Origin of the sequence: Paenibacillus sp. HGF5 (assembly GCF_000204455.1) — a bacterium.
Lineage (GTDB): Bacteria > Bacillota > Bacilli > Paenibacillales > Paenibacillaceae > Paenibacillus_AQ > Paenibacillus_AQ lautus_A.
On the sequence record NZ_AEXS01000097.1, the window covers coordinates 53,520 to 67,932 of the forward strand.

The 14,413-nt window shown below is 51.4% G+C and carries 14 protein-coding genes and 2 pseudogenes; 6 read left to right on the forward strand and 10 right to left on the reverse strand.

All coding sequences use genetic code 11. The annotated features are described in order from the left end of the window. Positions 1-24: 24 nt before the first annotated feature. The 4 genes from HMPREF9412_RS15650 to rpmG all read right to left on the reverse strand — a co-directional run bounded on the left by HMPREF9412_RS15650 (position 25) and on the right by rpmG (position 3,380). Complete coding sequence (locus HMPREF9412_RS15650) at positions 25-999, reverse strand: Gfo/Idh/MocA family protein (RefSeq protein WP_009592632.1); 975 nt, start codon at positions 997-999, stop codon at positions 25-27. A 555-nt stretch (positions 1,000-1,554) separates the two neighbouring features. Beyond that, positions 1,555-2,448, reverse strand: a complete 894-nt coding sequence (locus HMPREF9412_RS15660) for an alpha/beta hydrolase fold domain-containing protein (RefSeq protein ID WP_009592618.1) — start codon at positions 2,446-2,448, stop codon at positions 1,555-1,557. Positions 2,449-2,644: 196 nt separating this feature from the next. Then, positions 2,645-3,118: a hypothetical protein gene (locus HMPREF9412_RS15665; protein WP_009592580.1), complete on the reverse strand. Its 474-nt coding sequence runs from the start codon at positions 3,116-3,118 to the stop codon at positions 2,645-2,647. Positions 3,119-3,230: 112 nt separating this feature from the next. Continuing rightward, a complete protein-coding gene (gene rpmG / locus HMPREF9412_RS15670; RefSeq protein ID WP_009592608.1) occupies positions 3,231-3,380 on the reverse strand; it encodes a 50S ribosomal protein L33 in 150 nt (49 codons plus the stop codon). Positions 3,381-3,665: 285 nt separating this feature from the next. On the opposite strand from rpmG, the gene pdxR reads away from it, so the two are divergent. Further along, positions 3,666-5,102 (forward strand): MocR-like pyridoxine biosynthesis transcription factor PdxR, encoded by a 1,437-nt coding sequence (gene pdxR, locus HMPREF9412_RS15675; protein WP_009592586.1) that lies wholly within the window; start codon positions 3,666-3,668, stop codon positions 5,100-5,102. Between the two features lie 144 nt (positions 5,103-5,246). On the opposite strand, the pseudogene arsC reads toward pdxR, so the two are convergent. The 5 genes and pseudogenes from arsC to HMPREF9412_RS15700 form a co-directional block, all read right to left on the reverse strand. After that, positions 5,247-5,665 (reverse strand): annotated as a pseudogene (arsC, locus tag HMPREF9412_RS15680) (arsenate reductase (thioredoxin)). Between the two features lie 29 nt (positions 5,666-5,694). Beyond that, on the reverse strand, positions 5,695-6,990 hold the full coding sequence (locus tag HMPREF9412_RS15685; RefSeq protein ID WP_009592619.1) for an arsenical efflux pump membrane protein ArsB: 1,296 nt from the start codon (positions 6,988-6,990) through the stop codon (positions 5,695-5,697). A gap of 143 nt (positions 6,991-7,133) precedes the next feature. Beyond that, entirely contained in the window at positions 7,134-7,457 is a 324-nt protein-coding gene (locus HMPREF9412_RS15690; RefSeq protein ID WP_009592629.1) for an ArsR/SmtB family transcription factor, read from the reverse strand. 107 nt (positions 7,458-7,564) lie between these two features. After that, positions 7,565-8,972 (reverse strand): annotated as a pseudogene (locus tag HMPREF9412_RS15695) (NAD(P)-binding domain-containing protein). A 58-nt stretch (positions 8,973-9,030) separates the two neighbouring features. Continuing rightward, a complete protein-coding gene (locus HMPREF9412_RS15700) occupies positions 9,031-9,345 on the reverse strand; it encodes an ArsR/SmtB family transcription factor (protein WP_009592642.1) in 315 nt (104 codons plus the stop codon). Between the two features lie 209 nt (positions 9,346-9,554). On the opposite strand from HMPREF9412_RS15700, the gene HMPREF9412_RS15705 reads away from it, so the two are divergent. Beyond that, a complete protein-coding gene (locus tag HMPREF9412_RS15705) occupies positions 9,555-10,004 on the forward strand; it encodes a MarR family winged helix-turn-helix transcriptional regulator (RefSeq protein WP_009592625.1) in 450 nt (149 codons plus the stop codon). Positions 10,005-10,073: 69 nt separating this feature from the next. Continuing rightward, the gene (locus HMPREF9412_RS15710; protein ID WP_009592557.1) at positions 10,074-10,595 is read left to right on the forward strand and encodes an arsinothricin resistance N-acetyltransferase ArsN1 family A; all 522 of its coding nucleotides are present in this window, start codon (positions 10,074-10,076) and stop codon (positions 10,593-10,595) included. Here HMPREF9412_RS15710 and HMPREF9412_RS15715 read toward each other — a convergent pair. Then, positions 10,584-12,173 carry a sensor domain-containing diguanylate cyclase gene (locus HMPREF9412_RS15715; protein WP_009592637.1) on the reverse strand — a complete coding sequence of 530 codons (1,590 nt, stop codon included), beginning with the start codon at positions 12,171-12,173 and terminating at the stop codon, positions 10,584-10,586. The genes HMPREF9412_RS15710 and HMPREF9412_RS15715 overlap by 12 nt on opposite strands. A 192-nt stretch (positions 12,174-12,365) precedes the next feature. On the opposite strand from HMPREF9412_RS15715, the gene HMPREF9412_RS15720 reads away from it, so the two are divergent. Genes HMPREF9412_RS15720 through HMPREF9412_RS15730 form a run of 3 tightly spaced genes read left to right on the forward strand, consistent with a single transcriptional unit; the run spans position 12,366 to position 14,334 of the window. Continuing rightward, positions 12,366-12,728 (forward strand): hypothetical protein, encoded by a 363-nt coding sequence (locus HMPREF9412_RS15720; RefSeq protein ID WP_009592589.1) that lies wholly within the window; start codon positions 12,366-12,368, stop codon positions 12,726-12,728. A gap of 11 nt (positions 12,729-12,739) precedes the next feature. After that, positions 12,740-14,005, forward strand: coding sequence for a DNA polymerase IV (locus HMPREF9412_RS15725; protein ID WP_009592615.1), 1,266 nt, complete (start codon positions 12,740-12,742; stop codon positions 14,003-14,005). Further along, a complete protein-coding gene (locus HMPREF9412_RS15730) occupies positions 14,002-14,334 on the forward strand; it encodes a YolD-like family protein (RefSeq protein WP_009592591.1) in 333 nt (110 codons plus the stop codon). Before HMPREF9412_RS15725 ends, HMPREF9412_RS15730 begins: the two co-directional genes overlap by 4 nt. The last annotated feature ends 79 nt before the right edge of the window (positions 14,335-14,413 follow it).

Consider the following 14,413-nt stretch of genomic DNA (forward strand, 5'->3'; position numbering starts at 1 on the left):
GTTGCGACCGCTGGATGTTCAGGATCATTCCCCGATCTTCACCGGGACCCCCGTTTCGGCCGACTGCAAAGCAGCAAAGGTAATTTCCATGGTTTTAAACGCATCCTCGTAGGAGGATAAGATTCCGGAGGCATCGCCGGTGCGAACCGCGTGGATGAACGCTTCACTCTCCCGAAGATACGGATTAGCCCTATTCCGGTATTCCGTCGTTCTTCCTTTTTCCTTGACGATGAGCTTATCGGATTGAATGCCGATGACCCCCTGCTCCGTATAAATATCCAAGCCAGCCCGATCCGACTCCGGCAGCATGCAGGTATTGGAGATCGTTGCCACGGCGCCGGATTTTAATTTCAGCGTCGCAGTGCCCACATCGTGTACCGTTACCCCCTCATGAACATCCTTCATCGCTCGATGGGCAAAAGCCGCATACACTTCATCCGCTTCACCCAGCAGGCAGCGAAGCAGGTCAACCATATGGGTGGTTTGCTCAATGAATTGCCCTCCCGAGCCTTCCTGCTGTCTCCACCAGTACACCTGCGGCATGTCTCCCATCCAGTAGCCAAGCGCCATCCCGATCTTCCGGCCTTCCAGCAGCTCGGCTGCCTTGATGGCCGCATCCGTATAACGGAAATGATACCCTGCAGACGTAATTAAACCGGCCTTCTTCACCTCATGCAGAATCTGCCGTGGCGTATCCAGGCTCGTGCCCAGCGGCTTCTCGACCAGAAAAGGAATGCCCCGTTCCACCACCTGGGCTTCGATCTCTCCATGCGCAAACGGCGGAACGCAGATATAAACCGCATCGGGCTTGGTTGCATCCAGCATCTGCTCAACGTTGCTGTACGCCTTGGCGCCGGCATAGCCCCGCACCGCTTGTTCCGCTTTCTCCTGACTCGTCCCGACAAAGGCGGCAACGTTCACTCCGTCCATGTTGGACACAATATCTGCATGCACTCTGCTGAACCAGCCTGTACCGATCATTCCTATGTTGAATGCCATCTGATCCTAAAACCTCCCCTTCCATTAGAGACGATGCCCTGTTCTTCTTCATTATCATAGTACCGGAAAAGCCCGGCAAGCATCATGTTTCGTCGGCCTTGTCCTCAATTCCTTTATTTGAATAAAAAAAGCCCGCTCTTCGGTCTTGGACCGGGAGCGGACTCTGCCTATCTGAAAATCATCCATATCACAATAAACGCTATTAACGAAACAAGATAAATGATGAGCAGCTTCGTGAGATTGGTTCTCGTTTTCCGCTCATAGTTCGGGTTTTCCTTCTTATTCTCCTGAGATAATCCTACCAGAAGCGTTGATATTCCTCCAATTAATGCCAGCGCGATGACGATAATATACATAACCAACCACAAACAACCCCATTCGATTATTCATTATATACAATCTATTATAGAACCTGAGGCTTCAGGATCAACCTATATCATCATGAAATGGTCGTTTCTGCCTCATTATAATGAACAATCGGCCGATGCACACCATCCAATTGCACGACAGTTGTGACCATCCAATTGGATGGCGGGTCACCCTCCATTGCGGCTTTCAACCTTCGCGCGCCGTCCATTGATGCAGCCGTTCCAGTGCCTCTTCGGCTTCAGGCATCGGAAACAGGGGCCACACATGCATCATGTTCTCGTATTCCCAGTACTCGGCATCGACGCCTTCCCGGGCCATCTTATCGCGCAGCAGGCGAGCGTCCGGCAGCAGGGAATCGTCGGTTCCTGCGAGAATGACCGTGCGGGGAAGGCTTCCCATATCGCCAAACAAAGGACTGACCGCAGGATGGTCCATCGGAAGGCCTCCTGCATACATCCTACCTACCGCTCCGAGCCCGGCCGGCTGGAGAAAGACGTCGCGCTGCGGGATGCCGAGCGCGGATATCTGCGGATTGTCCGTGGCTGCATCCACCCATGGCGAGATCAGAATCAGCCCCTCCGCTTGCAGCGGCGTCTCCTTGACCGACTGGGCCATGTCGAGAGCCAGCGCGCCGCCGGCCGAATCGCCCATAAGAAATACCGGGCTCCCGGCGTGGGCACATACGTGCACGTAAAACTCGCGCATCAGCCCCGTCAGCTTTTTCGCATCGGCAGCCGGAACGGTGGGATAATTGGGTAGGATGACGGTGAATCCGGTTCGTTCCGTCCACTGCCTTGCAAACGCGAAATGGGGCGGCAGAATCTCTTCGATATAGGCTCCGCCGTGCAAATAAACGACTGTCCCCTGTTCCTTCCTTCCATGCGATACATAATAATTCATGCTTACGCCCGATCCGCTATGGAAACGGCGGGTCTCAAATCCTTCCTGATCCTCTGACAGCGCAGGATATGGAGGCAATGTTTCGATATACTGCCGAATCGTTCCGGCATGTTCCCATTTATGATGAAATCCCTCGGCGGTCAGCTGCTCTTTTATAGCCGCGCTCTCTTTACTCGGCATATGGTTTTCTCCCCTTTGCTGGACGTTATCGATATAGGGCAGGCTGGTGCGTGTCCTGCTTCAATATATCACCGCACGCGGCATAGCCGCTGTGGCAATTGATACAGAAGCGTTCATCCAATGGGGTTGTTCGAGATAAGGCTGCTTTAGGCTCTGAGCCGGCAAGACGATGATATCCTATGTAAAAGCCCGAATGCTACCGGGCCGAATCCCTCAGTAATTGATCCGCGCTGTGCTGCAGAAGAAGGCAGAAGGAGCGGTTATGTCCGATAAAAAACGACGATGCGTCATAGCGATGACGGGCAGGCTCATAAGTAATCAGAGCGCGATGCTTCATATTTTCCATGAGCAGGTCAGCGAACCGCTCCGCAGGACCCTTTGAGAAAAAGGTTAGATAGGCGTACAGGGAATGATCCACGGGCTCATCGAGAGGACTTACCCCCGCGCAGGAAAACTCGGTCTCCAAGCCCGCCTGCTGCAGCGAAATCAATATCGGATACAGCTGCTCGTCGACAGGGGTACTGCCGAATAACCGCGTGCGTTTGGGCTGTTTGCGCACCTTGGGTCTGTTGATCCACTCGTTTAGCTCCTGCCTTCTCCGCCTCCACTGTTCCGGGGTATGTGCGCTCAGGAGCAGCTCTCCGCCGGAATCCTGTCGTTCCTGGTTCATCCCGTCCATCCCCCTCATTGACATGGTATCTTGCTGCTACTTTTAGTGTAGTCCCATTTCGTTTGAAGTCAAATAAGCCGGACGGCTGGTCCGGCTTGCGTTAAGGCATGCGCTAACGGGTTTCCCGATGCAGCGTCACCCGCTTCAAACGCGGACAATATTTGCGCAATTCCATCCGCTCCGGGTGATTTCTTTTATTTTTGGTCGTTGTATAGTTACGGTCCCCCGTTTCCGTGCATGCCAATGTGATCGTCACTCGCATATTCAACACCTCCTACCTTTGGTTTTAAATCGTAATTATTACGATTAATTAAGTATACTCTATTCCTGTTTTTGCGTTTTGTCAAGCGACTTACAGCCGCCATTTCGGGAAGTCGGTAAGGTTGCCCCGTCCAATTGGCAGTTCGATATCCCGTCCATATTGAAGGGATGGCTCAAGATTTGTCATCGTAATGATGAAATTATGAAAAGCCTTTATTTATGCTAAATGATATGATTAAGGTTACAGACAGAAACCGCCTGAATATGTCACGAAAGGATGAGGAAGGTGTGGAAGCCGGATCGTAACAGCACACGACCTCTATATCAGCAAATTGCCGATGATCTGGAGCAAAGAATATCTTATGGTGAGTTTCCACCGGGCAGCTTACTCCCATCCGAACGAAAGCTCGCGGAGCAGTTAGGGGTTAATCGAAGCACCGTGGTTCTGGCTTACTCGGAGCTTCGGGCGCTTGGAATTATAGAGAGCCGTTCCGGAAGCGGAACGCGGGTCAGCAACTCCAAATGGGGAGCCACGCCCAAGCATACGCCGAACTGGCGCCGTTATGCGGAGGGAGGGAATTTCCTGCCGAATCTCCCTTTTCTTCGCCGGATTCGGGAAGCGCTGGCGCATGATCCCTCATTGATCGATTTTGCCAGCGGAGAGCTTGCCGGCGATTTGGCACCGATCCAAGAAATGAATACGTTAATGAGTCAAAAATCGAACACGTCCTATTTCGGATATGACAACCCGCAGGGATATGGGCCGCTCCGGCAGGCTTTGGTTACGTATCTGAAAAAGTATCGGGGAATCCAGACTACCGAATCCTCCATATTGATCACGTCGGGGTCTCAGCAGTCGCTGTATCTCATTACGCAGTGCTTGTTGTCCCCTGGCGATGCGGTGGCCATTGAAGACCCGTCGTACTGCTATTCGCTGCCGATGTTTCAATCGGCCGGCCTTCGCTTGTTCAGACTCCCTGTCGATGAACGAGGGGTGCGGCCGGAGGACATCCGCTCGCTGTACAAGAAACACCGGATCAAGATGATTTTCATTAATCCGAATTTTCAGAATCCGACCGGCACCGTCATGGCTCAGGAGCGAAGATCGCAGCTGCTGGATGCAGCCAGTGAACTTGGACTTCCCATCGTGGAGGACGATCCCTTCAGTTTGACCGCCTTCCAGTGCTCGCCGCCGGCCCCTTTGAAATCCGTGGATTCCGTCGGATCGGTGCTGTACATCGGGTCACTCTCGAAAATAGCCGTGTCCGGCCTTCGCGTAGGCTGGATGGTCGCCCCGAATTCCATTGTGGAGCGGCTCGCAGACGCCAGGCAGCAGATGGATTTCGGGCTGAGCGTGGTGCCCCAAAGCCTTGCCGTCCAGTTTATCGACTCTTCCTATTTTGCTCCCCACCTGGACAGGCTGCGAGCGAGCTTGCTGTACAAGCGGGATTTGCTGATCGAGGCCCTGCAGAAAGAGCTGCAAGGCCTGGTTCATTTCCATGTGCCGGAGGGCGGCCTGCATCTCTGGTGCAAGATCGTGCCGGAAGTGAATGACAGCAAGCTGCTGGAGGCCGCCATTCAAAAAGGCGTTATTTTCGCGCCGGGAAGCGTGTACGGTTCGGCTTCCGGATATGTGCGATTCACTTACGCCCGTGCCAGGGCCGAGGATATCCCTTCCGGAATCTCCAAGTTCGCCCAAGCCCTGCACGCTGCCATTCAATAGGGACAGTGCCGGGATAGAAAGTCGGGAGAGAAGCTTCTCTCCCCTTAAGCCGGAAAAAGGTTAGCTTACCGGAGGCTAACCTTTTTTTCATGTTCTCTTTCTAATGAAAAAAGCCGGGAATATTCCCGGCTGGAACGGTTTATATTATTCGCCGGTCTTGGCGAATTGTTGGATGCGCTCCCCGATTTGGTCCCGAACGCGTTGGAAAACCGCCCATTTCTCCTCATCGGTTCCCTGAGCCTTGGCAGGATCGTCAAATCCCCAGTGTTCACGGCGAACATGCGGGGGCGTCATGGGGCAACGATCAGCAGCATCGCCGCACAAGGTGACCACCAAATCGGATTGATTTAACAATGTCGGATCCATGATATCCGAAGTTTGGTTCGAAATATCGATCCCCACTTCGTTCATAGCTTTGACGGCATTCGGGTTCACACCATGAGCTTCGATGCCGGCGCTGTAAACATTCCAATCCTCGCCCAGATGCATTTGGCCCATCCTTCAGCCATTTGGCTGCGGCAGGAGTTGCCTGTGCACAAGAAGTAAAGCGTCTTTTTCTCCATCTTTTGTCCTCTCCTCTTATCCTGATCGTTTACAATAGGGTCAACCAGATATACAAACCCAAGAGTGTTATGAATAACGTCGGGATGGTCAATATGATCCCTGTTTTGAAGTAGGTTCCCCAGCTGATCTTCACGCCTTTGGCAGAAAGGACATGCAGCCAAAGCAAGGTTGCCAGCGAACCGATCGGCGTAATTTTGGGGCCTAAATCGGAACCGATCACGTTCGCATATATTAATGCCTCTTTAATGGCTGCCGACGTATGGGTTGCATCGATGGCTAGTGCATCGATCATCACCGTCGGCAAATTGTTCATAATAGACGAAATAATGGCGGCAATAAAACCCATGGCCATGGTAGCGGCAAATAACCCTTGATCCGCTGCGCTCTGTATGACGCCGGCCAGCAGATCCGTAAGGCCTGCATTGCGCAAGCCATATACGACGACATACATGCCAATCGAGAAAAACACGATCGCCCAGGGCGCCCCTTTAAGCACTTCCTTTGTTTGCACAGCCGGACTTTTTCTCGCCATCAGCAGGAACAATATCGCGATAACGCCGGCGACGATCGATACGGGAATACCTGCAAATTCACATACAAAGTAACCGATGAGCAGCACGCTTAATACGATCCATGACAAACGGAACATGGCAGGATCCTGAATCGCGGTGGATGGCTGCTTCAGTTGGGCAGCGTCAAACTTCCGCGGGATGCTTTTGCGGAAAAACAAGTAAAGCAAAAGAACGCTCGCTGCCAATGAGAACAGATTCGGAACCAGCATGCGACTGGCGTATTCGATGAACGAGATGCCGAAGAAATCGGCAGATACGATGTTCACCAGGTTGCTGACGACAAGCGGAAGCGAGGTGGTGTCCGCAATAAAGCCGCTTGCGATGATAAACGGAAATACCTTTCGTTCATCGAAATTGAGCGCCCGCACCATGGCAAGCACGATCGGCGTCAGGATGAGAGCCGCTCCGTCATTCGCGAAGAATGCGGAAACAACCGCTCCAAGCAAGGAGACGTACACAAACATCCGGATGCCGTTTCCCCGGGCGGCATTGGCCATATGCAGCGCTGCCCATTCGAATAACCCGATTTTATCCAAGATCAACGAGATAATGATGATTGCAACAAAGGCGAGCGTTGCGTTCCATACGATCAAGGTGACGTCCCACACATCCTGAAAATCCACGACTCCAACGAGAAGCGCCAGCAGAGCGCCTCCGCAAGCCGACCATCCAATGGATAGGTTTTTGGGCTGCCAGATGACAAAAATTAACGTGAAAATAAAAATGATGCTGGCCAGGACAACAGAAACCAATGTTCAAACCTCCAATGACGTGTTGAGCTGGAATATAGTTATGTTTTGCATCGATCAATATATAACTATATCCTTATATAATAAACGAAAATCCTACTCTAGCAGCCGCCTTAGCGTCGTTGCGAACGCTGGCTGACTGTGGGTTAGCTGCAAGTACAGTTAACCTCCTTATTCATGGATGACAATACTTCTTGCGAACCTGGCATCTCATTTAATACGGCTTGGATATAGGGCTTGTCGTCCACGTTCAATGAATAATAAACCCACTGTCCTCGCCTGGCTTCATTAACGATTCCCTGAGACTTCAGCTTTCTCAGATGCTGGCTGATCGCGGGCTGCGACATATCGAATATATCCACGAACTCGCAAACGCACCATTCTCTTTCCTTAAGGAGCGTCAACATCGTAAGCCTTGTTTTATCCCCAAGCAATTTGAGTTTTTCGGCTATTTCGTTCATGGGCTCCATTAAGATTCATCCCTTTCTTCCGGCAAATAAAATTACGATTCCACTCCATATAAGTTAATGCTTATATATTAATAGAAAGTGTACCTGATTTCAATCGTTCAGGCGATTTATTTGCAGCCCGAAGCAGATGAGGCCGGCAAACAGCAATCGTTGGCATTTGGTCCACTGCTGATGCCGCATACGCCGGTCTCCGGCAGCTCCAGCTCAACCTTTAACGCCGCCTCCAGATCGCCGTCCAAATAGGCTGCAATGGATCTGACCTGCTCATACCCTGTAGCCATGAGGAAAGTCGGAGCCCGGCCATAACTCTTCATCCCGACAAGATAAAAGTTCTTATCCAAATGACGAAGCTCTTTCTCGCCATGAGGTCTTACGGTGCCGCAGCTGTGTACATTCGGATCAATTAGCGGAGCCAGCGCCTCGACGCTCTCCGTGGCAGGATCGATGCTCAGCCTGATCTCGCTCAGAAATGAAATATCGGGTCGGCTCCCTGTATTCACGATCACTTCATCGATTCCTTGTATTTCCTTGCCCTCGCCATTGGCAGTCCCCTTGATGCCAATCTTCCCATCTTTTTGGGAAAGCCCTTCGATCATCAATGGATTAACCACTTGGATTTGGCCTGCATCAATCAACTGGTGAATGCGGCTTCCAAGCGCCCCGCGAGCCTCGAGCTGATCATTCTCTTCCCCGCCATAGGCTTCTTCCACCGACTTCTTTCTCATCACCCAAATAATTTCCGTATTCGAATCCGTTTCTTTGAGCTGGACCAGATCCAATAAAGTGTTGATCGCCGAGTGTCCGCCTCCTACCACCGCAACGCGTTTCCCTGCGTATTTCTGCCTTTGTTCTGCTGATAAATCCGGAATCCCATAATAAATATGATCCTTCAAATCACGCTCTTCCCGTGTCCATATTCCGTCGGCATGCAGCGGATTGGGATGTCCCCAGGTTCCGGACGCATCGATCACGGCCCTAGCCTCAAAACGCTGCGTGGAGTTATTTGTATCGACATAAAGCACGAATGGTGCAGCTTCGCGATAAGCCGATTTCATTTTATCTGTATTCTTTTTCGATATGGAGACTACTCTGGAATTTAACATGATATTGGGCGCAAGTTCAGGCAGTTTAGCCAAAGGCTCCAAATATTGATGCACGATCTCATGACCGAAAGGCAGTTCCGTTAATACAGGAGGCTTCCATCCTTGTTTGTTTGCGCAAAAGACGCTCGGCGGCTTTATCGATGTTGTACTGCCATGGCGAGAATAGTCGTACATGTCCCCATTGGAGAATGTTTTGTCCGATGCTGGATCCGGCTTCAAAAAGGATGAAATTTTGTCCTCTCTCCCCCAAATGCGCTGCTGCTGCCAAACCGATCGGACCGGCTCCGATTATCGCCACCGGCAGGTTATCGTTATAGGAAGCATGCTCCTTCTTGACTGTTTCCTTGGTGCTTGACGGTACTCGGGGTGTGCAGCATGAAGATGAGGTTACCTTAAACTCAATGTTTTTCATACGGAAATCCTCCTTATTTTTAATACATCAATTTTTTTTGATGCATCGATTAAAAAAATTATGCTTTGGAATTCGGATAAAACACGCAGCACAGCTTCTCGGATAGCAGTCCCTTGACTTCTTCATCGTTAAGCTCGTAATAGTTCCATTTTCCGATGCGCTCCATCAAAATAATGTTTGCATCCAGCAGCATTTTCAGATGGTAAGACAGTTTCGATTGAGGGAGATCCAGCATGTCCGTTAGGTCACATACGCATACTTTACCTCGTTGATTCAATTCATAAATGATTCTCAACCGATTCTTATCGGACAATGCTTTGAATTTCTGTTCATACAGGCTTAATACGTCTTCATGTATGGTAGAGACCTTCATGTTATCACCTCCATTTCCCATCAAATTGTTTTGATGCGATGATTGTAGCAAGTCATCACCGACACGTCAAGCATCAATTTTTTTTGATTTGTTTAATATTATTTCCAGAATCACACTCTGATATGAGAAATCCGAATGAAACTATAGGGCGTCAAATTATTTGCATTTTGCAAGTATGTGTTATAACTTTGACAAGAGGTGATTTAGATATGGAGAATGCACGCGAACTGTTTCAAATCATGACGCGAAGATTTGGTCTTCTGCATAAAAACTGCTGCAGTATCGGAGGGAACGACGTCTCCCTAGTTCAAAGCCATATCTTGTATGAGATTGATCGGCGGCACAATCCTTCGATGCAGCAGATTGCCGAAGCACTAGGAACCGATATTACGACGTTTAGCAGACAGGTCCAATCCTTAATCAAAAAGAATTTCGTAAAAAAAGCTCAGGATCCGCAGGATCGAAGAGTATATGCACTGGCTCTTACGACGGAGGGCAAGTTTATAGCGACTACCATTGATCAGCAGATGCATGACTATCTTAACGAAGTATTTTCGTATATGACCGAGTCGGAAAAAGAAACCGTGCTTCACTCCGTTAAGATTTTCAACGAGGCAATGGCTAAATCCAATAAATGCTGTGGCCCCATGTCCGAATAATACCTCGCCTGGATGCCTGCTGTCTCTCCTGCTGCCAAGCTTATATTTCCTACAGAGGAGGAACCAATAATGAAAAGCACTTCGATCAGACTAGCGGTCACTGGCGATGTGGACCGAATACTGCACATTTATAATCAAGGTATTGAAGATCGCATCGCGACGCTGGAAGCAGATCCTAAAGATATTACATATATGACTAACTGGTTTCAACAACGCCAGGATCGTTACGCCGTCATTGTAGCTGAGAACGATAATAAAGTAATTGGCTGGGCCTCGCTCAACCCTTACTCGCAGCGATGTGCTTACGACGGCGTTGCCGACCTATCCATATACATCGATCGAGCATTCAGAGGCAAAGGAATCGGGAGCATGCTGCTTCAACATCTCGAGTCGATTGCAAAGGAACATGGATTTTATAAAATCGTGTTATTTACCTTTCCGTTTAATCAAAACGGTCAGGGTCTATATCATAAACGTGGATACCGCGACGTCGGCGTTTTTAAAAACCAGGGCATCTTGGATGGCAAGTTCGTAGATGTAAAAATTATGGAGAAGCTATTGGACGGGGCGGATCTTCGATCATGCCGATAATTCCGCCGCCACCGTGCGGTTGCGTCCTTCCCCCTTCGCCCGGTACAACGCCATATCCGCCGCTTGAAATACATCCTCCCGGTTTCCCCCATGCTCCGGATACAGCGATACGCCGATCGATACGGTGAGCGTTCCGGAATAAGGGGTCGGGGAAACCAGGATCGCCCGGCGTATCCGTTCAGCCATACGGTACGCCGTATCCAGGCTGCGTTCGCGAAGAAGAATGACAAACTCTTCCCCGCCAAAGCGGGAGCATACCGCATCCGCGGGAGCGCAATCCACCATGACGGCCGCCACGAGCTTCAGGATCTGATCGCCGGTTTGATGGCCATACGTATCGTTTATCGCTTTGAAATGGTCGATATCCAGGAGAATAACGGCATACGGCTCCCCGAGCGCATCCCAAGACTCAAGACAGCGTTCCAGCTCCCGGCGATTGGACAGCCCCGTCAATGGATCCGTGATCGCTTCCTGCTGCAGCGACTGAGTCTGCTTGGCCATCGTTTCCGCAGCGGCTCCCATGATCCAGTTCAACTGGTCGGCTTCCCGGTTCCAATGCGGCCGGAATTCCTGGGAAGACACCGTTTGGCCGGCTGCTACCGATTTCGTTAATTTATAGAGCCGGGTAAACGGGGCGGCAATTCTTGCGGCCGTATATACGGCAATGAACAGCATGAGCGCGATGGGAAGCAGCATGCTTCTCAGCTGGTCCTGCAAATTTCGATTGACATCGGCCAGGATGGAGCTTACCGACGTCTGCATGACGATCCCCCAGCCATTCATCGCCACGCTGGCATAACCCGTCAAGTAATCGTTGCCCTGCGTATTCGTCACGCGTTGCATGCCGCTCTCGCCATCCATGAGCCGTCTCACGACCACGTTAGAGCTCACGTCCTCCCCGACCCGGCTTTCCTCCAGATGATAGAGCACCTTCCCGCCGGAATCCACGATATAGGAATAGGAGTTTTCTTCATTTCCCGCACCGGATCCGAAGATCCGATGCAATATATTGTTTTCTTCCAGATAAATCGTGCCTGCTATCATGCCGCAGTACTTGCCGGATCCGTCAAAAATCGGCTCGCTCGCAAACACGATCCAGCGGCCGGTCGGACTCCTATACGGTACCGAAAGATAGGATTTTCTCTCGTTTAATGCTTGAATGGCCCCCTCCGTTATTAATCGGGCATGGTTTACCTGATTCCCCGCAGGTGAGACGACCCGAATGCTCCCCCTTTCGTCGGCCCAAAATACGGAATTGAAATAAGGGCTGCTCTGGAGCATAAGATCAAAAATGACCTGCAGCTCCTTTTCGTCGGATGCCGCTCTTGCCTCAATGGCCGGGTTGCTTGCGGCGGCGCGCAGACTTTGGCGCATCCCCGAGAAAAGCGCTTCTATGGTAACCGCCATTTTTTGCGCGGATGATAAATTCAGGGACATGGTCGTGTCGTACAGGGATCGTTTCTCGTTTTTATACTGGATGTAGACCATGATCGACATCGTCATCAGGATGGATAATGAAACCAATGCGGGCATGACCATCGCAAGACTGATTTTGAGGCGTCGTTTGGGTATGTTCATGGAGGCTGTACCCCTACTCTTATGAAAATTTTTTCCGGATGAATACACGATCTTTTCATATTACTTCACAAACGTTTTGGAGTCCATATATGGAATGCCGCATCATGCTCTGTATTTACCAGTTGCATAACGAACGTATGTTCGTTATATAATAGTGAGGAGCATATGAAGAACGATGAGGAGGCATCAGGTATGTCCACGTCTCCGCTGCAAACCGAGGAAGAGCTGCTGTCCGTCAAGGACTGCGTCATTCTGCCGATTTTGCTGGACGTGCTGGAACGGGATATCCGCAGCATGAAGCATACCGGCATAAGCGACTATTACGTGTTCCATCTGCAGACCATTCAGAAGATTACGTTCGCAAAGCTCGCCGAGCTCAAGAGAAGCTGCCGTGCACGCGGCATCGCCATTCTGGAAACCCGGCGCCAGAAGCACTCCGTCACCATCCGTTACCGATGTCGCGGCTACCAGCATGACATGGAGCTGATGTGGGATTTTGTGAGGGCCGATATTCAAATGCGTCTGGCTGAAACATTTCACATTCGTCTCGAATAGGAGGAATCATCATGCATAAACGCAAGCAGCGCGTCGTTTTTCTGGCGGACTGCCAGTCCTTTTATGCCTCTGTTGAAAAAGCGGCGAATCCCGCATACCAAAACAGACCCTTGGTCGTCTCCGGCGACCCTTCCCGGCGAAGCGGCATCATTCTCGCGGCATGCCCGCTTGCGAAGGATCACGGGGTCACCACGGCGGAGCCCCTATGGCAGGCCCAGCAGAAATGCCCCGATCTGGTCGTGATGAAACCGCGCATGAGTGCCTATATCCGGATATCCCTGCAGATCATGAGCATTCTCGAATCCTATTCCGATCTCGTGGAGCCGTTCAGCATTGATGAGCAATTCATCGATGTGACGGCAAGCTTGGCGCACTTTGGCTGCACGCCGAAGGAGCTTGCCCGGCATATTCAGATGCGGGTGCGGCGCGAGACCGGCGTCTATACCCGAGTCGGCATCGGGCGCAACAAGGTTCTTGCCAAGCTGGCCTGCGACAATTTTGCCAAGAAGAATGAGGACGGCATCTTTGAGCTGAACGAGGACACCATGAACGCTCTCTGGGCCTGCCCCACCCATAAAATGTTCGGCGTGGGCTCGCGGACCACGAAGCATCTGGCACGGCTCGGCATCCAGACCATCGGGGAGCTGGCCCATACGCCGCTTCCCGATCTCAAATTCAAAATGAAGCGCTACATGAAAAAAAACTGCGACATCTGGAGCGAAGTGCTGTGGCGAACCGCCAATGGTTATGATGATTCCCCAGTGACGCCCGATGCATTCGACGGGCAAAAAGGAATCGGCCGCCAGACCACGCTTCCCGTCGATTATCACGACCAGCAGGACATCGATGTCGTGCTGAACGAGCTCTCCATGCTCATCTGCCAGCGGGCGCGGGCCAAAGGCTACATGGGCAACGTGGTCCACGCCGGTGCCCAGGGCGCCGATTTCGACCGGCCGGTGGGATTCTCCCGCCAAATGAAGATTGCCGAGCCCACGCATCTGTCCCGCGAAGTGTATGCGGCTGCCAAGGAGCTGTTCCGCAAGCACTGGGACGGCGGCCCTGTCCGCAAAATCTGGGTCTCCCTCGGAGAACTGCAGAGTGACGCCGTTTACCAGCTGTCTCTCTTCGGCGACCGGGAGCGGCTCATGTATTTGGAACATACCATGGACGATATCAACAACCAATATGGTCCCTCCTCCGTTTACTTCGGCTCATCGCTAACCAAAACCAGCCAGCTGAAATTTCTGAACGCCAAGATCGGAGGACACTACAAATGAAAAAACTAACGGGAAACGGTCTATGGGAATCCAGCCGCATGATGCTGTTTGAGCATCGCGACGCCATTTTGGAGAAGCAGGGCGAGAAGCATAAGCAGACCCACCCTCTTCTGGATGAGCAGCAGATGCAGTGGATAATAGAAAAGATCAGCACGGCTTACCGGAACAAGGAACCCTTACAGCTGCAAGTATACGGGGAGTACGGAAATTACGCGGTAAACGGAAGGATCTCCCGAATCAATACCCTGAACGAGCGGTTGCTTGTCGGGGATACATGGATTAATCTGGTAGATATACTGGAGGTTGAAACGGTGGAGACGTGTGATTAACTGCCGCGCGCATCCATATCCGCGCAGTGGCCGCGCGCCGCATTGCCCAAGCCAGGCCCCTGCCTGCTGCCCTCTCGGA

Bases quoted from the DNA above. Each gene is read 5' to 3' on its own strand.
- HMPREF9412_RS15650 (WP_009592632.1), bottom strand. From the start codon at position 999: ATGGCATTCAACATAGGAATGATCGGTACAGGCTGGTTCAGCAGAGTG.
- HMPREF9412_RS15665 (WP_009592580.1), bottom strand. From the start codon at position 3,118: ATGAACCAGGAACGACAGGATTCCGGCGGAGAGCTGCTCCTGAGCGCA.
- HMPREF9412_RS15720 (WP_009592589.1), top strand. From the start codon at position 12,366: ATGTCCACGTCTCCGCTGCAAACCGAGGAAGAGCTGCTGTCCGTCAAG.
- rpmG (WP_009592608.1), bottom strand. From the start codon at position 3,380: ATGCGAGTGACGATCACATTGGCATGCACGGAAACGGGGGACCGTAAC.
- HMPREF9412_RS15660 (WP_009592618.1), bottom strand. From the start codon at position 2,448: ATGCCGAGTAAAGAGAGCGCGGCTATAAAAGAGCAGCTGACCGCCGAG.
- HMPREF9412_RS15730 (WP_009592591.1), top strand. From the start codon at position 14,002: ATGAAAAAACTAACGGGAAACGGTCTATGGGAATCCAGCCGCATGATG.
- HMPREF9412_RS15725 (WP_009592615.1), top strand. From the start codon at position 12,740: ATGCATAAACGCAAGCAGCGCGTCGTTTTTCTGGCGGACTGCCAGTCC.
- HMPREF9412_RS15700 (WP_009592642.1), bottom strand. From the start codon at position 9,345: ATGAAGGTCTCTACCATACATGAAGACGTATTAAGCCTGTATGAACAG.
- HMPREF9412_RS15715 (WP_009592637.1), bottom strand. From the start codon at position 12,173: ATGAACATACCCAAACGACGCCTCAAAATCAGTCTTGCGATGGTCATG.
- HMPREF9412_RS15710 (WP_009592557.1), top strand. From the start codon at position 10,074: ATGAAAAGCACTTCGATCAGACTAGCGGTCACTGGCGATGTGGACCGA.
- HMPREF9412_RS15705 (WP_009592625.1), top strand. From the start codon at position 9,555: ATGGAGAATGCACGCGAACTGTTTCAAATCATGACGCGAAGATTTGGT.
- HMPREF9412_RS15690 (WP_009592629.1), bottom strand. From the start codon at position 7,457: ATGGAGCCCATGAACGAAATAGCCGAAAAACTCAAATTGCTTGGGGAT.